Genomic DNA, 22,928 nt, shown 5'->3' on the forward strand with positions numbered 1-22,928 from the left:
AAGCTACGAAGGTGAGGACGAGATGCAGAGCTGGTGAAAAATACCATTCAGAGACATACAAAATTTGCGTTAATAAACTCTACTAAGTTGTAGCCAATTTGGGAAAAACGTTCAAATCAAATAAACCTTCTTTACAAAAAAGAGTCAAAATGTTCAAATCAACATTGATATGAATAGTTATAAATCAATCTTATTTGCTATTTCTTGTGTGTTAATTTCAAGCCTGGTTTCATGTAACAAAGACGAGATAGTTGAACCAACTGAGGAAAATGTTCTGAACTTACCTAACACTCCATTTGATTATTCTAGTTTAAACTTACCTGACCATTTCACTATAAATGTACAAGGACAGCCTCTGCCAACTTCCATTAATGGAACAGACAATACGCCTTCAGACAATTTGATTACAGATGCCGGGGCTGCACTTGGGCGAGTATTGTTTTATGATAAAAAATTAAGTGCTAATGGAACTATTGCTTGTGCTTCCTGCCATAAGCAAGATAAAGGCTTTTCAGATGATGCTGTTTTAAGTATCGGCTTTGACGGAGGTACAACAGGCCGGCATTCTATGACGCTGATCAACGCTCGTTTTTATCAACGGGGACGTTTTTTTTGGGATGAAAGAGCAAGTACTTTAGAAGAACAGGTGCTTATGCCTTTCCAGGACTCAATTGAAATGGGGATGACCTTGGAACAAATTGTAAGTATAGTTGAAGCACAATCCTATTACCCTGAGTTATTTGAAAAAGCATTTGGTTCTCAAGACATTAATTCGGATAGAATTGCTAAGGCTTTAGCACAGTTCGTTCGCAGTATTGTAAGTTACTCCAGCAAATATGATGAAGGAAGAAGTTTATCGCCTTCTCCGGGTGCGAATTTCCCAAATTTTACAGCCGAAGAAAACTTAGGAAAAAATATTTTCTTTCAAACTATTCCTAATGGAGGTGGTGCTTGTTTTGGTTGCCATACGACTGAAGCTTTTATTAGTGCCAATCCAGGACCTCAAAACAATGGGCTTGACGCTAATTCTACTACTGACTTAGGAGCAGGAGAAGTGTTTGCCAATCCAATTTTTACAGGGCGTTTTAAAACAACCAGTTTACGGAATATAGAACTAACTGCGCCTTATATGCACGATGGAAGGTTTGGGACTTTAGAAGAAGTGGTAGAGCACTATAATAGTGGTATTCAAAATCACCCAACATTATCGCCTGCATTGACAGATAACGAAGGGAATCCTGTTCGATTAAATCTATCGGATTTTGAAAAAGCGGCCTTAGTCGCTTTCCTTAAAACGCTGACAGATAACAGTTTGGAGTCAGAAGAAAAATGGAGTGATCCTTTTGAGTAGCGTTTATGATCCAAACATGCTCTGAGGGAGGCTATTTTATTTTGCCGCATTACTTGGTTTTAGCTTCATCAGGATATCCCCGCTCTTCAGGCTAAGCCTTTCGGGGCTCAATGCCACTATGGTATAGGGTGGCAGGCTGGCCAAAGGGTGATACCTCTTAGAGCGTGGTATATTTCATGCTTGAAGCCCTGGATTTGCTGAACTTTTAACCACTTCCGAAAAAAGCACTAGTCTTATGACCAAACAACAAATAAAATGGGGAATCAGAATCATATTGCTGATTGGGACAGTTGCCTCCATGTTCTTTGTGCCATGGGTATTATTAGGCGCTTGGATAGCCCCACTGCCCGATACCGTTCAGGAACAAGTCGATGAAGCCATTCGCCACGACTTTGATGGAATCATTGTTTATGTGGATCAGGGTGGTAAGGAGCCCGCATTTTACGCAGCCGGATGGAAAAACCGGGAAAAAAAGATACCCGCAGACCCAAACGCTTTGTTCAAGATTGCCAGTATTGGCAAATTGTACGATGCGGTTGCCATCACAAAATTAGTGAGCGACAAACGGTTGTCTTTGGATAAAACCCTTGCCGATTACTTTCCGGAGCTTGTAGGGGGCATTGAAAATGCAGAACGAATCACCTTGCGCATGCTGGTGCAGCACCGGAGTGGCATCCCCAACCTAACGAATACGCCGAATTTCTGGACAGACCCGCCAAAAAGCAGCGAAGAAGCGCTAAAACGGGTGCTTGGCTTACCCGCCAACTTTGAGCCCGGTGAAGCCTATCAGTACTCAAACACCAATTATTTACTGCTTTCCGAACTCATCGGGAAAGTGGTGGGATACCACAAATTTCAATACATACAGCAGGAAGTTTTGGTGCCTCTGGGGTTGAAAAACACCTTTGGTTCTATCCATGATGTAGATCTGAATAGGGTCATGAGTGGCTACTATGTCGGTGTGGAGGAAGACATCAAAACGACTGACTATGGCTCGATGTTGGCAACAGCAGAAGATGTCGGTATTTTCCTCAGGGCACTGAACGATGGCTCCCTGCTTGATGAAGAGGAACAGGAAATCTACGCTTCCCTTTACGAGTATAACCATACCGGGTTGATCCCCGGCTACCAAAGTATTGCCAAATTCCACAAAGACATCGACACCGTTGTCATTCAATTGGTGAATACCACTAACTTTGATGGATACACCTGGAGTTTAGGGGAAATCGTATACAACCGTATTGTAAAAATATTGAGGAGAGGAAAAAACTCCTGACCAAGTACCCTCTGCTTACACTGCTCATCGGGCATAGAGGAAGATGCAAAAAAGAGGACGGGCATGGAAGAGACTGTTAGCAATAATGACCGACCACGCCCGTAACCCTCCTTATCGTGCAATAACCAATTTTTTTATTTGAATGCCCTGCCGGGTATGTACCGAAAGATAGTACAAGCCATCCGGCAGATGGTGCAGCTGTAGCGAATGTCGGTTGGCACCGGCTGTTACCGGTTGATCATACGACAACTGCCCATGCTGATTGTATACCGAAAGGTGGGTAGCTTGCAGCCCTTCAAAATGCAACTCGAATGCGCCATCGCCCGGATTGGGGAACAGGCGCACCGTGGAAGCCACTCCTGCCGCTTCGGTACCACTCAGAAAGTCCACTTCAGCCGTCACTTCCGACAAGCATCCGGAAGCATCCGTGACAGTCACCGTGTAAGTACCTGCTGACAGATCAAACAGGTCTTCAGTGGCGGCGCCGGTGCTCCAGTTGAAGGTGTAAGGGGGTAATCCGCCTGTTACGATCAGGTCGATGCCGCCGAGGGTATCGTCTACCTGCGGCAAGGCGTCCACCACAATATTCAGGCAGGCGGCTAGGCTCCAGATTTCAGTGCCCCGCTGCCCGTCGTTGGCCGCGAAGTAAAGTTTGTCATTGAACAAGGTGAGCGAGGTAGGATCGCCATCGCGTACCCCCGGGCGGATATCCGCAATAATAGCGAAAGTGGAATCTGCTGCATTGTATTCCCAAAACTCCCGCCCGTAGTCTTCGGTATTGGCGGAGCAGTACAGCTTGTCGTTGAATACCACCAAATCTCTTGGACCGCTGCTGCTGGAGCCGGGGGCAATATCCACCGTAAGGCTTACGGTACCCGTAGTGGGGTCGTAGACTAGCAATTCCGTACCCTGACTGCTGCTAAGGCGGCCGGAGAAGTAGATTTTGTCCTGATAAAAAGTGAGGTACTCGGGGTACAAATTCCCGCTAACATCCGTAAGCAGCGCTACCTCATTTGTTGCCGGGTCGTAACGGAACAGCTCGAAGCCCGCGTCCGGATGATTAGCCCGAAAGTAGAGCACCCCATCCTTTTCAACGATATCTTCCGGACTCCCATCAGGAGCCCCTGGCCGGATATCGGCAACGAGTTCTACAGCGTCGGTAGCGCTTTGGTAGCGCCATAGTTCGTAGCCCGAGACGCCATCGTCAGCCCGAAAGTAGAGCGCACCCGCACAAACGATCAGCCCTTCCGGGTTGGCATCTTCTTCGCCGGGGTAGAGGTCGGCTATGACTTCGAAAGTATTGGTTGCCGGGTCATAAGCGTGAAGTTCATCGCCTAGTTCCTCGTTGTAAGCTTTAAAAAACACCCGCCCGTCGTAGGCGACTACATCTGTGATATGCCCCGTATGACTGGGGGTGGAAAAGGCAGTGGCTGCAATCTGCCCGGTAGCATCGTCATAGCTCAATAACCCGTATCCGCTGTCGGGGTGAATACCGGAAAAATAGAGCTTCCCAGCCTGTACTGCAAAATTATCGGGCCGCAGGCTGCCAGGAGTATCAGAAAGAAGCTCGGTGGCACCGCTCGCAGGATTGTACACCCAGATTTCCCGCCCGCTGTTGGCTTCATCGGCACCGAAATACAGTTTGCCGTTGTAAGCGGTAAAGCCGTAGGGGTCGGAGCCGATGGTGGTGGTGTTGATATCGGCAGCTACGGACACCGTTGTGGCCCCGGCCGTGTAGGTAAGCAACTCATCTCCCACTTCGGGGTGCAGCCCGGAGAGGTAAAGGGCCGTGCCGGTATTGTACTCGATGGTCAGGTATGTCGGCGCACCGTCACCATCCAATTGAACGATTTCTGACACCATGTCGGTAGCCTTATCGTAGGCATACAAACCGCGGCTGCTGAGGCTCTGCTCTGCCACAAAGTACAGCTGACCATCGAATACAGTAAGCGTGGCTGGTGAGGCATTACCATCCGGATTGAGGTCGGCCACCAACTCGATCTGATTGGTTTGAGTGTTGAAACGGCGCAGCTCGGTGCCCACGATAACATCTCGGGCAGAGAAATAGAGGTCTCCCTCAAAGGCGGTCAAACCAAACGGGCTGCTGCTGGCGATCCCCGGATAAACTTCCGGCAGGTCTAAAAGGCTGTTGGTCGCAATATCGTACGCCCAAAACTCTTCGCCCGTGCTCTGCGTAAAACCCCGGAAAAAGAAACGCCCGTCCATATAGGTCAGTATATTAATGCTGGGGTAAAGGTCGTTCGGGCTGTCGTAGGCTACGTTTTCTACGGTCCCGTCCGCCGGATCGAGCTGCCACAACCGGCTGTCACTGCTGCCGTCATTGGCTGCAAACCAAATCTTATCGCCCACTACCGTAAAGAAGTTGGGGTTACTGTTGCCGTCCGGGTTCAGATCGTACAGCTCCATTTCCTGCGTTTCCAAATTATAGCGCCCCACCTCGATACCTGCCACGGGGTCTTCAAAGGACAGGTACAGCCACCCCTCATGCACCATAAGGCTCGTGGGGTTCCTGATACTGTTGTTCATAGAGTCGAATACCCGCCCCAGCGAGCCCGTCGCCGGATCGTATGCATGAAGAGTGGTGATCCCTGCACTGAAGCGAGCCCCGAAGTAGAGCCGCCCGTCGTAGGGCAGTAATTGCGTGATGCTGCTACTGGCGTCCAGCGGATTGATGTCCGCAACGAGTGCGGCGGTACCGTTGGCAGGATCATACCGGTGCAGCTCCCGGCCATACTGCCCGTCATCAGCAGTAAAGTACAACTGCCCGTTGAGTTCGGTCAGGTTGCGAGGGTCAGAACTGGCAGGTTCCTGATTGATATCGCGCTCCAACGTCAGCTGGGCGGAGGCCGACAAAACGATCAGGCAAAGAACAGTGCTCAATAGTGTCTTCATCAGTTCTTGGGTAATGATTAGACACCAAAGATACCGCCTGCTGCGCTGCCCTTTCTATAGGAATTCATAGAGGTGATGGCCGGGCGGGTGTTTTTTGTTGGGCACTACCAGCCCCAGGTGCCGGGGCCACCTTTGAACGGGCCCACAATTTTGGAAGTGATCCACCCACCGTAGAAGTCGCCTTCCTGTGCCTGCACCCGCTCATTGCCAACGTAGCACTCGTCTACTTTGCTGGGATAGAAAGCCAGGTAGCCTTTGATGGGCGCAAAGGCCGGCCGGGGGTCAGGATAACTCCAGGCGACCTGCTGAACGCTACTTTCGCCGACCTTTAGGTCCCAGTACCGCGCTTTGCCTTTGAACTCGCAGTGGGTTTGAAATTTTGGAGATTGTTCCAATACCCCTTCCTTAAGATCTTCCGGCGGTAAATAATACACCGGCGGGTGGCTGGTTTCCAGCACCCGGTAAGCCCGGTTGGTGGAGGCGACGACCTCGCCCTGGTGTTTGATGGTGATGTGAGCGGAGACCGGTTCCAACTTAGGCGGACGGGGGTAGTCCCAGACGCTTTCCTGACCGGGTTTGGGTGGTATGCGTTTCTTATTCATACGCTTGAAACGGGAAAAACAACCGTTGGTTGGCCATCGCATGATCATCCCATGAAAATCACTAGCTTTGCAGGCATCATCATAAGCCGTCGCCCGTGTCCCTACTCAAAAAACTGGCAGGTGAGACCGCCATCTACGGTACGAGCAGCATTCTCAGCCGCTTGCTGCACTTCGTCATCCTGACGCCCTTCCTGACGTACTACTTCACGACGCAGGAATACGGCGTGGTGACGGACCTCTACGCCTGGGCCGCCCTCCTCCTCGTCATCTACACCTACCGGATGGAGACGGCCTTCTTCCGCTTTGGCAGCAAGGAATCGGATATGGAGCGCAGCTTTTCCACGGCTGCCATCAGCCTGTTGGCTTCCACGGCGGTGCTGACGGTGCTTTCCCTGGCCTTTGCCCCCGAAATTGCCCGTTGGCTGCACTACCCCGACCGCCCGGAGTACGTCCGCTGGTTTGCGCTCATCATTGCTTTTGATGCCCTGGCAGCCATTCCCTTTGCGCGCCTGCGCCTGGAAAACCGCCCCATCCGCTTTGCGGTGATCAAGACGCTGAATATCCTCGTGAATATTTTCTTTATTTTTTTCTTCCTCAAAATCTGCCCCTGGCTCCTGGAGCAAGGGTACGAATGGGCAGGCTGGCTGTACAATCCTGAGCGGGAAATCGGCTACGTCTTTCTGTCCAACCTGCTGGCCAGCGGGTCGGTCCTGCTTTTTTTGGCGCCCCTGCTGCTTAAGGCACAATGGACCTTTGAAGCCGGTCTCTGGAAGCGGATGCTCCGGTACGCTGCCCCGCTGATCGTGGTGGGCGTGGCCGGGATTGTCAATCAGTTTGTGGGCATCCCCCTGCTGAAGGAACTCGCTTCTGATGATATGGACTACAATATCGCTCAGGTCGGCCTGTACGGGGCTGCCGCCAAACTGGCCGTGCTAATGAACCTCTTCACGCAGGCCTTTAACTACGCTGCCGAGCCCTTCTTCTTCCGCAATGCCGCCCGGGAAGACAAGAGTACGCTTTATGCGCAGGTGGGGCAGGGCTTCACCCTCGTGGGCTGCCTGGCCTTCGTGGGCATCATGCTGTATATGGATGTCATTCAGTACTACCTCGGAGCTGACCTGCGGGGCGGTCTCGCTGTGGTCCCATTCCTGCTGATGGCCTACCTTTTTCTCGGGCTCTATTATAACTTCAGCATCTGGTACAAACTCGCGGACCGGACCATTATCGGCGGGTATATTGCCACTGCCGGCTCTGTGATCACAATTGGGCTGAATGTCTGGCTCATCCCCCGGTACGGCTACCTGGCACCGGGATTGGCTGCTTTGGCCTGCTACAGCTTCATGGCAACTGCCAGTTATCTGACGGGGCAACGGTATTACCCTATCCACTATCCGGTGGGCCGAATGGCGCTATACATTCTGGGGGCAATTGCAGTCTACGCGCTGAGCCTGCTGCTGCAAAAATCCTACGCGCCGGGCCTTGCTGCCGGGCTGGCGCTGAATACGGTTTTATTGCTGGGCTATTTGTCCTTCCTTGCAGTGTTGGAAAGGGATGGGTTAAAGCGGGCATTGGAACAGCTGCGGAAACGTTAGGATGATGTAGAATATCAGGAAATCGGGTACTTGTTTTGTGATCTTCTACTCGGCTGAGGGTTCGTCACTTGACTTGAAATGACAAACCCGCTATACTTGTTCTAGCAGGCCAGATGTCCCTATTATTCTCATTTCTTTGAATTCAAATTTGAACTGCCTATTTTTGAATTTAACATTTTCCAAAATGTAGATTAAGTCAAGAATAAAACCCTCCAAAAATGCGCGCTCAACGATTAAAAAATATTGCTTTTCTTTCAATTCGGCTAATTGTAAATAAGGGCAGCTACTCCGTCATGTTTTTGTTTATCGTCTTCTTTAGCCGACCAACAAAAGGGGATGGCCAAAATATACCGTTGGATTCATTAGCGCACTTTTCTTCGGCTATGGAATTGGAAAGCTTTATCTCTGACAGTTTGATGCTGTACCCTAAAAGCTCATTCAAAGACATGAAGAATGTCCTTTTAAAAAGGTCTCTACTCAACAAATCAATAACTCCAAATACTATTCGATCCTTCTCTGAGCTTTACGGTCGAGAGATAGGCCCTTTAGAGCTTGTGCCTTTTTTGGAAAAATTACGGAGTTTAACCGTAGAGAACGACCAACTTGACAAGGCTGTTTTGTTTGCAATAACATCTGACATATTGAAGTTCTCAGAATATCAATATCCTTCGACTGATGAAAAATTTGATTCAATAACGATGAATTGGTATGCTTCACGAAAGTATTTCTATGGACAGTTAGTGTTGTTTCAGGAAATGAATTATTATATGGGGATCCATTCTGCTAAGCATAACCATATTGATGATGCAGAGAAGGCACTGCATTCTGTATTCATGGTGCGACCATTTCTTATTTCTACTGGGGATCAGCCAAGAGGTAGTGGATGGGATGACAACATGAAGAATTTATTTGAGATACAAAAGAAAGCATTCTTGGCTTTGGCGAAACTATACGCTGAACACCCAAATGAAATAGAGGATGTAGAAGTTAAATTCGGAATCTTAAGGGGTAAAGGGTTTTTTTATATTTATTTGGAACCTGAAATCCGTCCTATATTTAATAAATATTTAAAAATGGCAGGACAAGAAATTATACTTGAACCAAGCTATCAAATGAAACCTGATTCCAATTGATCCTTAGTTAGGCCCCGAGGAAGCGCTTGTAAACAGTTGCGCTGAAGTTCAAATGGCAATATTTCATCAAAATAGAATCTAGGAAGTTGAGCGCAACTGCGCTTTGTATTACTTACGGCTGTCTTTTGGCTGTCAGGTCGCGACTCCAAAGTCGCCACCTGACTTGGAGTGAGAAGAGCTAGGGCAAACGTACCAAAATTTGAATGCGGTTGGAGCACGTTTGGAACATGTCGCGGAACACGTAAGAGCGGGTGGCGGCTGCCGAAATTGCATGTTCGACGGAGGAGCCTGCCTGCCAAGCGAGTTGGCGAGCAGGCAGGTTTGCGAATTTCTAGCGTTTTTGCTTCGTTTTGGGTCCCGGTGCACTGGGACAAAATGAAGAGCCCCGCCCATACGGGCCCGTACGTGGCTGGCTTGAAGCGAAGAACAGACTAAATCGCCATGCCCGAGAGCCTTCATCGCCCTTTTTTATGAAAACTTAGTTTGGTGCGTTTGGCCTAGAGAAGAGCTGAGGCAGTTGCGAAAGTGAGGGAATCCGCGTATTTCCATGCAAAGTAAGTGATGCGGATTAAATGTCTCCCCAATGGATAGCGCCGCCTATTTTCAGCTTGATGAAGAGACCGAGGGAAAAATTGAGTTTTACAAGGGTAAGGTTTCTCCTGTTGGGCCTGGAACGATCAACCATGCTTTGGTTAGCGGTAATATTTATGCCGGGCTGCGTTCAGCACTGAACTGTGGAAAGGCGAAGTGTCAGGCTTTTGGCAGCCAAGTGCGCATCCACATCGAAGCCGTCAACGCCTACGTTTATCCCGATGCCTCCATTGCCTGCCCGCCTTTGAATACTGTATCGGAGCCCGCAGAAGCCATTGCCAACCCCATTCTAATTGCAGAGGTGTTATCGCCTTCCACCGAAAGTTACGACCGGGGCGGGAAATTTCACCGGTATCGCCAATTGGATTCCCTTCAGGAGTATGTGTTGATTGACAGCCAATCGCATACGGTGGAAGTGTATCGGCGAAAAGGAGACTTGTGACAGATCGTGGTCTTCAGCGGGTTCGAACAGGAAGTAGCGCTTGGCGCCATCAACGGCAGCCTGAGCATGGAAGCCATCTACAGCGGGGTGGAACTATAACTTCGGCGTACTGTGGTACACCACCAAAAAAACCAGCAACACCCGCATCGGCAAAGGCACTTCCTCCGACAATTCATCCACGATGATCCAGTCCCGCAGGTCGCCTTCGTAAGCGGTGTACATCTCAAACCAGCCGTGGCGTTCGCTCTGCAAGGCCCAGTCCTCTGCCAGGTTTTGGTAGCGGGTACGCAGGGTGACGGTATGCGTACCATCGGTGACCCGCCATTCCCGGAAGTTATTGCGGAAGATCGTCCGGGCCGTTGCGATAGCATTATCGCCCCTGGCTTCCCACTCGTTGGGGTTGTCAGGCCACTTTTGCCGGATGGTGCCTACGCCCTCCCCGATGCGGTACTGCCAGCGGCTCCAGTCGTCCTGCGCCACGGAGGCCAGGCGCAACTCGCCCCGGCTTTCCGTTTCGGTGGTGAAGATATCCCACTCTGCGAAGCTATCGTTCCAGCGGGTGGCCATGCCGGTCAGGGCAGCGGTGTCAGTCAGGGGTTTGGTGAGGGGCGTTTGGGCAGGCAGGGCAGCGGTTGTGCAGAGCAATAAAAGGACAGCGTGAAATACCTTCATAATTAGTGGTTTGAAAAGAAACGTAAATGGCGGCCGCTCTGTTTTTCAGTCTACTCTTTTCTTCCTTGAAACATTCAGTCAAAGTTATCCGTAAAACAAACTGTTTATCAGCGAATTACCCCCGCTGCAGACTGTTAAACAATTGGCAGTCCGCATAAGCTGCTGTATCTTTGCGCCCACAATCAAAAAGCCTATGCTCCGTCAGTTCCTGACTGGAATTTTTGAAATCACGCATGGCATTATGCTCACGCTGCTCTTTGCCGGAGCCGTAATAGTGGGGCTTTATGTCTATCAGAACCGCTGGGATGAAGTATCGGAGCTCCCGGTTATCCGCGAAATGTCGGGCAACTACCGGCAGGGGCTGCAAGCCATCGGCGGCTTGTCGGGCCTGGCCCTGGAGCGGTATGAAAATACAGCGGGCCACACGCCGGATGTACGCGCTAAACTGCCGGACCTCGCCCGTGCCTGGAATGCAGAAGACATCCTCCAAAAGCTTCGTTTCTCCAAATCAAAGGCCCGGCAGGCGAAGATTTTTACCCAGTATGTTGATGCGCACGCAGAGACTGCCCTGCGGGATATGCTCCTGCACCGGGTGCCGGCCAGCATCAAACTGGCGCAAGCCTTGCTGGAGTCCCGGGCCGGGCAGTCCGACCTGGCACGCAATACCAACAACCACTTCGGCATTAAAGCCCGCCCTAATGCTAATGCCCGCCAGAAAATCCGCGAGCGCCGCTACGCTGATTTACACAACCGCGAATTCATCCCCGTAGCACCCGCGATCGGGGCCTGGCGCTTCCACGACGACAATACCTACGACCGGTTCGAAACTTACCAAACGGTAGCCGACAGCTACGCCCGGCATACACAGCTACTGAACCGCAGCTGCACCCTGGGCCATACTGGCTGCTATGCCTGGATCTGGGACCGCTACCCCCCGGGGCAGGAGCATGACATCCGGGAAGCAGCGGCCGCCTTTTACCACCGGTCGGGCATTGCCGCTACTGATTTTTTTGATGGAGAAACAACCGTACCCTACTACGCGGCCTGTGCCGCCGGGCTGAAAATGGCCGGCTACGCCACAAGCCCGACCTACCATAAAAAAATTACTTACATCATCGAGACCTACGAGCTTTGGCGTTTTGACCTCGCCCTGCTCAAGGCTTTTGAATAAAAATTTTCTCAACTCTCAATATTTAAACCATGAGTAATCAACACCGCAACAACAGCAGCCTCAGCGGCCTGCTCAAACTATTGGGGGCTATTTTTGCCCTTATCCTGATCATCGGCGCACTGGATAAAGCAGGCGTCAAAGTGGTCATGCCCGATAAAGCCCAGGGCGATATTTACGAAAGCAGCCTACTGCCCCGCACGGAAGCCGCTGCCGAAACCCCGGACTACAGCCGCCCTAAACCGCCTGCAAATTATACACCACGCAGCGCACAGCCCAGCCGTTCCGGTGCTTCAGCCGGCCTTACCGCTACCGATATCGACAACTTTCTGGACCAATTTGCTTCAAGTGCCCGTAAGCAGGCCCTGGAGCAAGGGGTCCCTGCCGGCATTACCCTGGCTTACGGCATCGAAGAGCTGAAACGCGGGCAGCGCATCGACTCCTGGGAAGACTTTCGGGACAAGGTTGTGCAGCCACTGGCGCGGCTCAAGCAGGAGGTGCCAAGAGACGCCCTGAGCCGCTACTTTAAATACTCCGCCAACAGCCAACGCTGGGCACAGGGCCTGGGGCGGTATTCCCGTCACGCAGAACAGCAGCTCCTCGGTAACTTACATACCTTCAACCTGGAAGCGGAAGACGAAGCCGTTACTGAAATCCTGCTCCAGCAACCGGAAGACGCCGCCCGCGCAGCAGAAGTCGCCGATGAAGTAACCGCTAAGATCGTAGGGCGTCATAATAAAGGCAACCGTACCGAACAGGAAACAGCCCGGACCCCCGAAACGGGTACTAAAGCCTGGCGCAACTTCTACGAAGAGGAAGTGGGGCATGAGGTGGCTAAGGAAATTGCCCGCAAAAAACTGCGTAGTGGTCAGTACATAGGCGAATCTGATATGGAAGCCCTCATTGAAGAAACCAATCAGGAGACCGAGACTTCTATGCAAAACAACATCGGGCTGCTGGGCCGAAAAGTTAATCGCAACCACAAAGAAGCCGCGCAAAAACTGGATATCACAGACCCCCGTAATGCACAGGCACGGGAAGAACTGTACCAGCAAAAACTCCGGGAACAGGGGTATGTGAAAGGGAACAGGAAGTAGCAAGTCGGCCAATGGCCCGCTGAGGGTGTTAATATTTGTATTTTAGGCTACTTTCAGCACAATAAATATAGGATAAATCTTATATTTGTGGCTGTTTCTACACAAGACGACCTGATCAGAAGTGCCGGCGCGGTGTTTTTCGCCCCGTTTGCCCTTCAAACCTGAGCCAAACAACATTAAGTTCGTAAACCAACTCAACAGCCAGGTTCATACCATGAATAAAAAATCCACCCTACACCCGGTGGGTACAAGTATCAGGCGGCGCTATGCTTTTTTACCGAAACATAGCTGCGCTTATCAAGATTGAGAACATCCATACGGTGCTCTTCGGAGCAACAGAGAAAACAAAATGCCCGTTTTTGCGTATAACTTCGCTTGGAGCGTGTTGGGATTTGGGAAGAGCAGCCCGAAGTGTAAAACCCCAACAAACTCTTAAAAGGCAGTTCTATAGTGAGCCACTATGAACCAACATGTTTGTGATAACAATTTTGATTTTCAGGCGCAATTTGCCCTTAATTATAGCTACTCGATATGAATAAAACATTGATCTACCCTTTGGCCATGATCACCGCCCTTTTGCTAGGGCCGGTAAGCAACTATGCACAGGACATCTTCGACGGGCTCTTCGAGAAGGAGCAGCCCCGCTTTTTTGCCCAGATCCAGCCTACTATGGTGCCGGGCGAAGCACAGTTGATCTTCCACTTCACCCATAGCAAAGCCAGCGAGGTGGAAGCCTCGGTCTGGATTACCGATTTGGGCGCCAACCTGCAAGATCCCGAAAGCAAGGAGATGGTCAGCGGGCTGCGCACCCTGGGCAACCGGAAGCGGGACACCATCCTGCTCACAGGCCTGACCAACCGCCATTTTTATAATGTTGGCGTCGATTACCGGGTAAAGTCGCCCCTGCCCAGAAAATTTGAGTCCACTCTCGTGCGGGAGCAGTTCCGCTACGAGGGCACGCCCGGGCAGCCGGTGGCACAACAGCAGCCCCCAACGCCCGCCGCGCCCAACCGCGACTGGCAGGCGCGTGCCGCAATACCCGCCCCGCAAACCGCTGCTCCTGACCGACAGCCTTGCCAGGAACCCCAGCTCAACCTGCGCATAGACCCCGCCGGCTACTGTGACCGCCTGAACCGGCCTGCCGTTATTGTGTCCTGCTCCAATTGCCAGGGCACCACCTGGGACTTCCTCGTAGAAGTCAAAGCCAACGATGGCAAGTGGTTCCCTACCCGGGCTGATGGCCGCCCGCAGGCTGCCCTCGGAATGGCCCCGCGCACCGAGCCGCTCTGCCTGATACCGAACAACACCTACGAGCTTCGTGTACTCGCCTGGGGGGAAAATTGTGCCCTGCCCGTAGTCAAAGAACTCGGCACAACTATTCAGGTGGGGCCACGCAATGTGCAACAGCCCACCGTTCAGCCTTACGCCCAATCCAGCCCAAGCCCTTACCGTACGCAGCCCGCTGCTCCGGTTAATGCGCCTGAAGTTTGCGGCGTCTCCGGCACTGCTACCCTTATCGGCAGTACCGTCCGCGGAAGCCTGCAGCTGCCGGGCAACTCCGATTGCACCGCCCTGAACCCATACGCCGAAATCGCTTACATCCATCCCGGCTACCGGGATATCAATATGGGCAAAGTCAGCCTTTACCCGGGCCTCGATATGCCCTTTGAACTCGACCTGGATCAGCGCGACATGCAGCGTGGCATCCACACCCTGCGGGTTACCATCTACATGCCACTGCCGGACCTGCCACGCCCGGTCGCCGCAGAAACCTTTTGGATACGTGCCGAAGAACAAACCGGCGCAACAGCAGATCGTGGAGCCGTCATTCCCGATTTGGAAAATCGCCTGCAGCAACGCCCGGGCGCTTATGAGCCACAGCCTGATGCCTACAGTCAGTCGGCCGATACGCCTATGCGGGGCACCATCGGCACCCAAGGCATTGAGCGTACTAATGACGATCTGTACATCGATCAGGCACTGCTCGAAGAACAAGCCAATACCATCAGCGTGACTGCCACCGACCCGAACTGTACGCCGATTCAGGACCTGCAACTGGTCTACAGCCCCACTCAACCCGACCGCCCCCTCTACCTGAGCTGGCTCAGCCCCCGCTGCTGCCAGGAACAGGGCTGCAAATACACCGTTTGGGCAGGGCCGAGCCCCGACAAGCTCAGCCTCGTTGTAAACGGACAGAAAGCAGGCGCACAGGTTAGCGAAATCCTGAATAACCTGCCTGCCCGCCACAACTACTTTGAGGTGGCAGTAGAAACCACCAATGGCGCACGCAAAGCGGCTTATGTGCCCGGAAGCGGCCCTATCTACGGTATCGAGGCGGTGCTGGACTACCACGATCAGTTTAAGCCTCAGAAAAGTGACCCCGTACAAGGGCGCATGTCTTCCGATACACAGGAAAAGGGCGCAAACGGAGACCTGTCCAACCGTATGCAGGTCCCTGCCCGCCCAGTGGCCATGGAAAGCAACCCGCTGCAGCCGAAAATGCCGATTGCTAAATTCCGGCCGTGTAAATATCAGCGGGAAACCACCGTTAACGCAGACTACCCTATTCAAACCGGGGAAACAGTCACTATTGATTATGCCTTCACAGAGCCCGACCATCAGTTTACACTCTACCATCAGCCCTTTGGCAGTGCCGAGTGGCAATTGGCACCGGGCACTACCGAACTGCAGTCCAAGCCCAGCTTTGAACTGCAAGCCACCGACTACCACGCCGGCAAATACCTGGTGCTGGTGTACAAGGACTCCAAAAACTGGGGCTGCCTTTCTGCACCGCTTAGCGACCCCATCGAGCTGAATGTGATGCGATAGTATAGCGTAGCGCAACGGGCGTCCAATGTGCCCGTTGCGCTATTCCACACCTTCAATGGCAACGCTGCTCCACCCCAACCTTGAAAAACAAACGATTATGAGAAAAACAAGCTTCGTCCCCATCGGGATGCTGCTACTCTTATGCCTTTTGCCTGCTTTTGAAGCCACGGCCCAGCGCCTGGCTGTCCGGGGTACCGTGACCTCCTCTATAAACGGAGAACCGGTCAAAGGAGTAAAGGTAACACTGAATACCAGCACAGAAACCGCACAAACGGGAAAGGATGGCAGCTACATCATCAACGTAGACCAAAACTTTTTCAATCCTACGCCCACACCCACGCTGACTTTCGCCCACCCCGACTACGAGGAGCAATCCATAGCGGTCATCGGGCGCAAGCGGGTCGATGTATTGCTCCGCTCCACCGATGTAAAGGGCACGGAGTCTTTTGCCACCAATCTTGCGCTGCCCCGTACGGTTACCACCTTGCCCTTTGCGGCAACCCTGCTGGATGAAGCTACGGTACAACAAAACCGGCCCAACCGGCTGAGCACAGCTTTAGCGGGGCGGGTTCCGGGCCTGCGGCTGCTGCAGGCTGGCGGTCAGGCCGGGCAAGCTTTCGACCTCCAATTGCGGGGCATCAACCACCTCTCCGGCACCCAACAACCCTTGTTGCTCGTAGACGGGATCTTTATGGCAGATGGCAACCTGCTCGATATCAACCCGGAGGATGTCGCCAAGGTGGAAGTCCTCAAAGGGGCTGCCGGGGCCGCTGCCTTTGGGGCGCAGGGCGCTAATGGCGTCATACAGGTCTTCACAAAAGACGGTTATGAACTCGCAGACGGGCAAACACAGGTTACCTATCGGACCGACTATCAGGTGAGTGATGTACAGGAAAATTATCCCGTATTGACGTTTACCAACCGGGAAATTCTGGACCCGTCCGGCCCGCAGCCGCTGCTCGGACCGGCGACGTCTGCCAACACCTATACCAATCCCCTGCCCAACCTGCAGGATTATGAAGGCGCTTACCTCTTTGAACGGCGCAGCCTCCGCTCCAACTCACTAACAGTGACTGGCCGGACCGGCGGCACGCACTTCCGGGGCTCGGCTCAGCGCTTTCGGGACGAAGGTGTCATACCGGGGCGGGACGGCTACACCCGCCACGCCTTTCGGGCCAATTTGGGGCATCAGGCCGGCGACCGGCTGAAAGTGCGGGGCAGTGCCTACTACGTGAGCAGTCAAAATGATGCAAACGCTGCGCAGGGCGCCATCCCCGGCAACCCCGTTGCCAACACGCTGCTCCTGACGCCCATGTTCGACCTTGATGCCCGCAATGAAGAAGACGGGACCTCTCTGGACTGGGACATCGACAATACCGGAGCACGTATTACCAACCCGCTTTACCTAAGGCAGCAACTACAGCAGGAAATGCGGCACAGTCGGCTAATGGGTACTTTTGGGGGCACCTTTGAGGCTGCAAAGTGGCTTTTCCTGGATTATGCGGCTACCCTGGACCGCAGCACAACCCGTCAGCAGCGCTTTATCGATAAAGGCTACCTGAGCACGAATGTGCCGGCAGGGTTTGGCCCTCTGACTACAGCCGGCGTGCAGGGCAGCAACGGAGGAGGATTGGAAAACGCCCAACAAGACCAACAGTACTTTACCTCCACCCTGAGCCTTTTGCTCCATAAAGACTGGATGGGCTTCAATACCGCTTTCCGGGCCGGGCTGCTTTACGAAGACCTCGACCGTAGCTTTGAGCTCATGCGGGGGGAAAACCTGGCCGTTGCCGGTAACCGCTCCCTGGACAACCCGCAATCCGAAACCAATATCTCTTCTTTGGCAGAGGAAATGAACAGCTACAGCGGTTTTGTACAAGCTGATGTGGACTTCCGCGACCGCTACATTTTCAGTGCGGCGGCCCGGGCCGAACAGTCCACCCTCTTTGGAGCAAGCGTAGACTGGCCAGCCTTCTACCGGCTGGGGGCTGCCTACCGCCTCAGCGAGGATGTCAATCTGAAAATCTTTCAGGAACTCAAATTCCGGGCAGCGATGGGCACCGCAGGCATACGTCCCGCCTATCAGCAACGGTTTGAAACGTACGAACTGGTCAACGGCAGCCTGAGCCGGCAAACCATCGCCAATGATGCCCTACAGCCCGCCCGTACGCAGGAACTGGAAGTGGGCATAGATATGACGGTCTTCAAAGCCTTTACGCTATCGGGTACGTACGTGCAGTCCACCACGGAAGATCAGATTTTGTTCCAGCAATTGTCAGGAGGCGCGGGTTTCGAAGGGCAATGGCGCAATGCAGGTACCGTAGAAGCCGACATTTACGAAGGCAGCTTGCAGATCGATTTCAAAAAGCTATTCCGCATTCCCGGCCGTAAGGTGCGCTGGGACATTCAGGCCACGGGGCAACGCATTGAGCAACGGGTAGCCGCCCTCGCCATCCCCGCCTACGAGACCGGCCCCGGCTGGGCTAATACCGACCTGTTCCGCATTGAAGAAGGGCAGCCTCTCGGCATTATGGTAGGGCAGGCTTTCGCCCAAACGCCCGATGACCTGTCGGGCAATCCCGACTTTAACCCCTTTGAGTACACGACCAATGAGCGGGGCTTTATCGTACAGCAGGACCTGCTCGGCACCCCGGGCGAAGTCCCTGTGCTGATCACCGATGAAAACGGCGCGCCCGTGCAGCAGGTCATTGGGGACATCAACCCCGATTTTCAATTAGGTATTGCCCATACCTTTGCCTACGGTGGTTTTGAACTTTTCGCCCTGTTTGACTGGCGCAAGGGCGGCGATATTTACAACTACACCAAGCAGTGGATGTACGCCAATGAACGCCATGCCGACCTGGGCGCATCCCCTGAACTGCCCGCTACCTTCTACGGGCCACAGGGATTGTCTGGCAACTTAACCCCCAACGCCTATTTTGTGGAAGATGGCTCCTACTTTATGCTTCGGGAAGCAGCCATCAGCTACACCTTCACGCCGGAGCGGCTGCCGGCACTCCGCAACATCTTTGAGGAGATCCGCTTTAGCCTGATCGGGCGCAACCTGTTTACCCTGACCGACTACAGCGGCTACCATCCGGCCCTGACAACAGCCACCGGCGGTAATCCGCTCAGGCAGCGGCAGGACGGGACCCCCGGCAGCAGTGCCGCAAGTCCTGGCGGCAACCCTGCCCTGTTTGCCGTCGATTTCTTTAACCATCCGCTGCGGCGCCACCTGGGCTTCAGCGCACAAATAACGTTCTGATATGCCACGCAAATTTACCTTCTCCATACTGACCGTACTGCTGGCCAGCTTCTGGTCCTGCGAGTCGCTGGACAATGCCCCACAGCTTACGCCCGACGGGCAGCAGGTGATCAGCAAGGGCGCCGACCTACAGGAAGCCCTGCGCCGGGGCTATGCTACCTGGTGGGGCAGCATCCACAGCCCGGAGCCCGCTGTTGCCCTGGGTGTTACCGCTGATGCTTACGCTTTGCCCTGGGACGACTTTGGTGCGGCTGCCATGGGGCAGGAACCACGCCTTTCTTACCGCAACCTCAACTCCGAGCCCCTCGGTTACCGGGCGATTGTGGAGGTGCCCTGGTACGGGTGCCTGCAGGCCGTAGCAGATGCCAATGACGTCCTCAGTGCCTTATCACAGGGCGTGAGCATCGATCAAAACGGGCCGCAGGACCAATCGGTGCGAGCAGCCGCCTATGCGCTGCGTGGACTGAGCTGGGGCTACCTGTCCCTCTGGTTTGATCAGGCCCCGGTTGTCGATGAAAATACTAAGTTGGGCGCTCCCATCGACTTCATGCCCTACCCGGCGGTGAATGCCCGGGCTATAGAAGAGCTGGAAGCGGCCATTCAGCTGGGCGAAGCTAATGGCATTGATTTCATCCACAATTACTTCAACGGGCTACCGCTGGACGGCACGACCTTTGCGGAGCTGGCCCATAGCTATACCGCCCGCTTTTTGGCGCAAGCCGCCCGCACATTGGATGAGAATGAGACCATCGACTGGACTGCTGTCCTGACCCACGCGGAGCAAGGCTTGTCCTATGACTTCGCCCCTAATGCCAACGATGTTCAGTGGAAGAGTTACCAGCAATACACCCTGGCGGATACGGAAGCCGGACCTTTCTGGGCACGCCTCGACCAACGGCTTGTAGCTGCCTTCGACCCCAATCAGCCCGCCCGCTACCCGCAGGTGGAAGCCAATGGCGATGCTCCCCTATCTGAAACTCAGGCCACCTCCGGGGATGCGCGCCTGACTTCCGACTTTGTCTACAGCCCCGTGGTGGGCTTTCCGGCAGAGCGGGGGGAGTGGCACTTTTCCCACTATCGGCATAGTCGGCAGGTAAGTCAGCCAGGCTTGTTTGGCAACGGCAGGACCGGGCCTATGCCCACCTTCCTCAAAGCTGATAATGACTTGCTTAAGGCTGAAGCCCTGCTGCGCACCGGACAAACTGCCGCTGCGGCCAGTGTGATCGACGCCGGTTCCCGGACCGTCCGCGGCAATTTGCCGCCCCTCACTGCTGCCGCCTCTTACTTTGCGGTGGAAGAAGCCCTGCTCTACGAACGCGCCATTGAGCTGTTCAATACCGCCCCCGGCAACCTTTGGCTCGATCGCCGCCGGATGCGCCCCCGGGAGGGATCAGAAACAGTGACCGCGCTGGGTGGCTTACAATGGGGCACACCGGCACAGCTGCCGGTGCCTGCTTCTGAGTTGCGTATCAATGGCATGGAGGAGTATAGCTTTGGGGGCGAGCAGGACCCGCAGGGGACGGAGCAGTTTTTTTATTGAAAAATAATCCAGCCGTCCGAAAGATACCGTATGTCAACATGTAAGGAGTGAAATGTACTTCCTGAAAAGAAGGCATTTCGTGTGAATCTTCCGGCACCGGCGTGTAGGAGCAGGCCGGGCTGGGATTGAGTAAAAGTTGCTATTGTACTTTGGCTCAATTGATGCAGTGGTGCGGAATGTGCCACTGCTTTTGTTTGTCGGGCCACCTCACTTTATGGCATCCGCCCAATCGGGCAGGGGCGCTTCCAGCAGCCGGCGTTCTTTAGTCCGCTCATCGAAGAATTCCAATTTCCAGGCGTGCAGCATAATGTGGTGTTCCTGATAGGGCTGAGCGGCACCGTAGTGCAAATCACCAATAACCGGGCAGCCTTCGGAAGCGAGCTGTGCGCGGATTTGATGGTACCTTCCCGTGAGGGGCTCCAGCTCCAGGAGCGTTTGGTGATCCGGAGTGGTGGCCAGTACTTTGTAATTCAGCAGGCATTCCCGTGCTTTATCCACAGGAGCGGTGTGCACAATCGCCCGCTTTGCAGCCCGGTCTTTTTCCAGCCAATGGTGCAGGGTGCCCTGTTCGGACGGCGGGGGCTGACTGACCGCAGCGAGGTAGGTTTTACGAACGTCTTTTTCCGAAAACTGTCGGTTGAGCTTTCGCAGAACGCTCCGGTGCTTGGCCACCAGGACGACACCGGTCGTTACCCGGTCTAATCGGTGCACAATACCAACGTAAGGGGTACGGCGCTCCGCTTCCATATGCGCATATACCAATGACTCCACCGAAGGGCCAAAAGGATTGCGCTCTACCTGAATACCGGCTGGTTTGCTGACTACAATCCAGTCTTTGGTTTCTTCGATGATGTGTATTTGCAAGGTGTATATTTTACTGGCGTTTATTAATATAGTTTTGTACAGGTCATGGGTTAGGATTTTTTGCCAGATCAAGACCTGTCCCGCAAAGTAGCGGGAGCGCGCCCGCAACGGCCCGGCTATGTGCCGTGCGACGTTAGGAGCATGGATGTCATCGCCTGTGTGTGTGCCTGGAATGCACATCCATCGCTATAAAGGTAGCGATTTCTCTTGGTGGTGCAAGTCCACCGGTAGCGAGTTGGTGAAGCTACCGGCGCCAACCGCAAAGCCTGCCCCGCACTTTCTGCGGGGGGGCGTTTAGCTTCGCTGATCGTCCCTTCGGTCCTCGGAGTTGGGGTGATCCGAGGGCTGACCCGGAGTGCAGCGGAGAGCATGACCGCAGGGAATAACTAAACGTGACTACAAATACTGGTACGGAAGAACAGAACTTAGCGTAGCGATCTCACGCTGGCCTTAGGCCGAGTAAATCGTATAAGAGGCTTATCAGAGTGGTCGAGGCAGCACATCATGTCAAAGGCCGTAGCCAATAAACTCCGGGAAGTAGATAGGGCCGGGATTAGTAGAAAGAGGGGCTAATAGAAAGGGGCCCCATCTCCTTTCTTCGCAGACCCAGGGAGGTCTTGAACCAGGTTCGGTATTCCTATAGATCAAGAAGTCAGCCGAAGGCATAGTAGGGAGCCAAACCTGATGTGGTACAGAAAACCGTGTTGTGAGTATTGCCTACACAGAGAGGGTAGCCTGAAGGCCTAGCCGGTGTAAAGAGTGGCTAATGCTGTCTGACGAACCGCTTAGTACGAGACCAGTACGCTAAGAGCGGAAAATCCTTCCCGCAAACTGTGGGACAGGCTATTTAGCTAAGGCTAAACTCCGGTTTTCGTGCCCCTGCCTGCCTGGCAAACCCGTTTGGCAGGCAGGTCGTCTAACCAAAAAAATGGTTAGTTTTCGACTAGAAGACAAAAGTCCCAACACGCTCTAAATTGCCCGCCACCGGGACCGCCACGGCCCCAAAAAGGCCTATTGATTACCCTATAGTGCCCGCTTCCACCGCTCGGCTCCGGTTTCGTGCAACACCAGAGCGTAAAGTCTTGGCTTGCAGCCCACTTTTGCTCTTAGCTGTCCTAAGGATTGGGGTAAGATCAATAGTCCAACAACTCAAGATTCACAAATTTTGGGTTGTCAGAATATAATTGTCGGCTGCTAAACTTATCTTTATTGCCGCTAATTTTATCCCTATAAAACGCTATAACAATGAAACAAGAAGAAATGAGTAAGTTGACCACTGAAGAACTCAGACAAAAAGAAAGAAATCATAAAAGTTTAGTAGCTATCTTTTGGTGTAACTATTTAGGTCAATTTGCAAAATAGCGAGAAAATAGCGAACTAGCACAGGTGAACAAAGACGAGATCATAGCGCAACAGGCTGAGCAAATAGCGAAGCTGGAATCACTGCTGGCAGCAGCGCTGGCTCGTATTGCAGCCCTGGAAGCTCAGCTGAAAGCCAATAGCCGGACTTCGTCGCGGCCTCCGAGCAGCGATGGGCTGAAGAAAGCCCCAGCTTTCCCTCGCAAGAAAGGCGGCAAGAAGGGTGGCCAGTCT

Annotated in this window: 15 protein-coding genes; 11 read left to right on the forward strand and 4 right to left on the reverse strand. The window is 53.3% G+C overall.

What is annotated here, in order from left to right; all coding sequences use genetic code 11:
* Nucleotides 1–169: 169 nt before the first annotated feature.
* Both RIC19_RS10655 and RIC19_RS10660 read left to right on the forward strand, forming a co-directional pair.
* Nucleotides 170–1,351 carry a cytochrome-c peroxidase gene (locus tag RIC19_RS10655; RefSeq protein ID WP_350178301.1) on the forward strand — a complete coding sequence of 394 codons (1,182 nt, stop codon included), beginning with the start codon at nucleotides 170–172 and terminating at the stop codon, nucleotides 1,349–1,351.
* A gap of 235 nt (nucleotides 1,352–1,586) precedes the next feature.
* Nucleotides 1,587–2,627 carry a serine hydrolase domain-containing protein gene (locus RIC19_RS10660; protein ID WP_350178302.1) on the forward strand — a complete coding sequence of 347 codons (1,041 nt, stop codon included), beginning with the start codon at nucleotides 1,587–1,589 and terminating at the stop codon, nucleotides 2,625–2,627.
* 111 nt (nucleotides 2,628–2,738) lie between these two features.
* Here RIC19_RS10660 and RIC19_RS10665 read toward each other — a convergent pair whose 3' ends face one another.
* Nucleotides 2,739–5,540, reverse strand: coding sequence for a T9SS type A sorting domain-containing protein (locus RIC19_RS10665; RefSeq protein WP_350178303.1), 2,802 nt, complete (start codon nucleotides 5,538–5,540; stop codon nucleotides 2,739–2,741).
* A gap of 104 nt (nucleotides 5,541–5,644) precedes the next feature.
* Nucleotides 5,645–6,142, reverse strand: coding sequence for a DUF427 domain-containing protein (locus RIC19_RS10670; RefSeq protein WP_350178304.1), 498 nt, complete (start codon nucleotides 6,140–6,142; stop codon nucleotides 5,645–5,647).
* Nucleotides 6,143–6,237: 95 nt separating this feature from the next.
* On the opposite strand from RIC19_RS10670, the gene RIC19_RS10675 reads away from it, so the two are divergent.
* The 3 genes from RIC19_RS10675 (at nucleotide 6,238) to RIC19_RS10685 (ending at nucleotide 9,900) form a co-directional block, all read left to right on the forward strand.
* Nucleotides 6,238–7,734, forward strand: coding sequence for an oligosaccharide flippase family protein (locus RIC19_RS10675; protein ID WP_350178305.1), 1,497 nt, complete (start codon nucleotides 6,238–6,240; stop codon nucleotides 7,732–7,734).
* 218 nt (nucleotides 7,735–7,952) lie between these two features.
* Nucleotides 7,953–8,867 carry a hypothetical protein gene (locus RIC19_RS10680; RefSeq protein ID WP_350178306.1) on the forward strand — a complete coding sequence of 305 codons (915 nt, stop codon included), beginning with the start codon at nucleotides 7,953–7,955 and terminating at the stop codon, nucleotides 8,865–8,867.
* 583 nt (nucleotides 8,868–9,450) lie between these two features.
* Nucleotides 9,451–9,900: a Uma2 family endonuclease gene (locus RIC19_RS10685; RefSeq protein ID WP_350178307.1), complete on the forward strand. Its 450-nt coding sequence runs from the start codon at nucleotides 9,451–9,453 to the stop codon at nucleotides 9,898–9,900.
* A gap of 93 nt (nucleotides 9,901–9,993) precedes the next feature.
* Here RIC19_RS10685 and RIC19_RS10690 read toward each other — a convergent pair whose 3' ends face one another.
* A complete protein-coding gene (locus RIC19_RS10690) occupies nucleotides 9,994–10,572 on the reverse strand; it encodes a hypothetical protein (RefSeq protein ID WP_350178308.1) in 579 nt (192 codons plus the stop codon).
* A gap of 193 nt (nucleotides 10,573–10,765) precedes the next feature.
* On the opposite strand from RIC19_RS10690, the gene RIC19_RS10695 reads away from it, so the two are divergent.
* From RIC19_RS10695 to RIC19_RS10715, 5 genes are all read left to right on the forward strand, one after another.
* Complete coding sequence (locus RIC19_RS10695) at nucleotides 10,766–11,743, forward strand: glucosaminidase domain-containing protein (protein WP_350178309.1); 978 nt, start codon at nucleotides 10,766–10,768, stop codon at nucleotides 11,741–11,743.
* A gap of 29 nt (nucleotides 11,744–11,772) precedes the next feature.
* Nucleotides 11,773–12,837, forward strand: coding sequence for a hypothetical protein (locus RIC19_RS10700; RefSeq protein ID WP_350178310.1), 1,065 nt, complete (start codon nucleotides 11,773–11,775; stop codon nucleotides 12,835–12,837).
* Between the two features lie 531 nt (nucleotides 12,838–13,368).
* Nucleotides 13,369–15,666: a hypothetical protein gene (locus RIC19_RS10705; RefSeq protein ID WP_350178311.1), complete on the forward strand. Its 2,298-nt coding sequence runs from the start codon at nucleotides 13,369–13,371 to the stop codon at nucleotides 15,664–15,666.
* Between the two features lie 97 nt (nucleotides 15,667–15,763).
* Entirely contained in the window at nucleotides 15,764–18,931 is a 3,168-nt protein-coding gene (locus tag RIC19_RS10710) for a SusC/RagA family TonB-linked outer membrane protein (protein WP_350178312.1), read from the forward strand.
* A 1-nt stretch (nucleotide 18,932) separates the two neighbouring features.
* Nucleotides 18,933–20,471, forward strand: a complete 1,539-nt coding sequence (locus tag RIC19_RS10715) for a RagB/SusD family nutrient uptake outer membrane protein (protein ID WP_350178313.1) — start codon at nucleotides 18,933–18,935, stop codon at nucleotides 20,469–20,471.
* A gap of 207 nt (nucleotides 20,472–20,678) precedes the next feature.
* Here RIC19_RS10715 and RIC19_RS10720 read toward each other — a convergent pair whose 3' ends face one another.
* The gene (locus tag RIC19_RS10720; protein WP_350178314.1) at nucleotides 20,679–21,335 is read right to left on the reverse strand and encodes an RluA family pseudouridine synthase; all 657 of its coding nucleotides are present in this window, start codon (nucleotides 21,333–21,335) and stop codon (nucleotides 20,679–20,681) included.
* A 1,386-nt stretch (nucleotides 21,336–22,721) separates the two neighbouring features.
* Here RIC19_RS10720 and RIC19_RS10725 point away from each other — a divergent pair.
* Nucleotides 22,722–22,928 (forward strand): DUF6444 domain-containing protein (locus tag RIC19_RS10725; protein WP_350178315.1); only part of this gene is annotated, 207 nt, incomplete at its 3' end.

Origin of the sequence: Phaeodactylibacter sp. (assembly GCF_040219495.1) — a bacterium.
In the GTDB taxonomy this organism is placed as follows: Bacteria; Bacteroidota; Bacteroidia; order Chitinophagales; family Saprospiraceae; genus Phaeodactylibacter.

Bases quoted from the DNA above. Each gene is read 5' to 3' on its own strand.
- RIC19_RS10655 (WP_350178301.1), top strand. From the start codon at position 170: ATGAATAGTTATAAATCAATCTTATTTGCTATTTCTTGTGTGTTAATT.
- RIC19_RS10660 (WP_350178302.1), top strand. From the start codon at position 1,587: ATGACCAAACAACAAATAAAATGGGGAATCAGAATCATATTGCTGATT.
- RIC19_RS10665 (WP_350178303.1), bottom strand. From the start codon at position 5,540: ATGAAGACACTATTGAGCACTGTTCTTTGCCTGATCGTTTTGTCGGCC.
- RIC19_RS10670 (WP_350178304.1), bottom strand. From the start codon at position 6,142: ATGAATAAGAAACGCATACCACCCAAACCCGGTCAGGAAAGCGTCTGG.
- RIC19_RS10680 (WP_350178306.1), top strand. From the start codon at position 7,953: ATGCGCGCTCAACGATTAAAAAATATTGCTTTTCTTTCAATTCGGCTA.
- RIC19_RS10685 (WP_350178307.1), top strand. From the start codon at position 9,451: ATGGATAGCGCCGCCTATTTTCAGCTTGATGAAGAGACCGAGGGAAAA.
- RIC19_RS10690 (WP_350178308.1), bottom strand. From the start codon at position 10,572: ATGAAGGTATTTCACGCTGTCCTTTTATTGCTCTGCACAACCGCTGCC.
- RIC19_RS10695 (WP_350178309.1), top strand. From the start codon at position 10,766: ATGCTCCGTCAGTTCCTGACTGGAATTTTTGAAATCACGCATGGCATT.
- RIC19_RS10700 (WP_350178310.1), top strand. From the start codon at position 11,773: ATGAGTAATCAACACCGCAACAACAGCAGCCTCAGCGGCCTGCTCAAA.
- RIC19_RS10705 (WP_350178311.1), top strand. From the start codon at position 13,369: ATGAATAAAACATTGATCTACCCTTTGGCCATGATCACCGCCCTTTTG.
- RIC19_RS10710 (WP_350178312.1), top strand. From the start codon at position 15,764: ATGAGAAAAACAAGCTTCGTCCCCATCGGGATGCTGCTACTCTTATGC.
- RIC19_RS10715 (WP_350178313.1), top strand. From the start codon at position 18,933: ATGCCACGCAAATTTACCTTCTCCATACTGACCGTACTGCTGGCCAGC.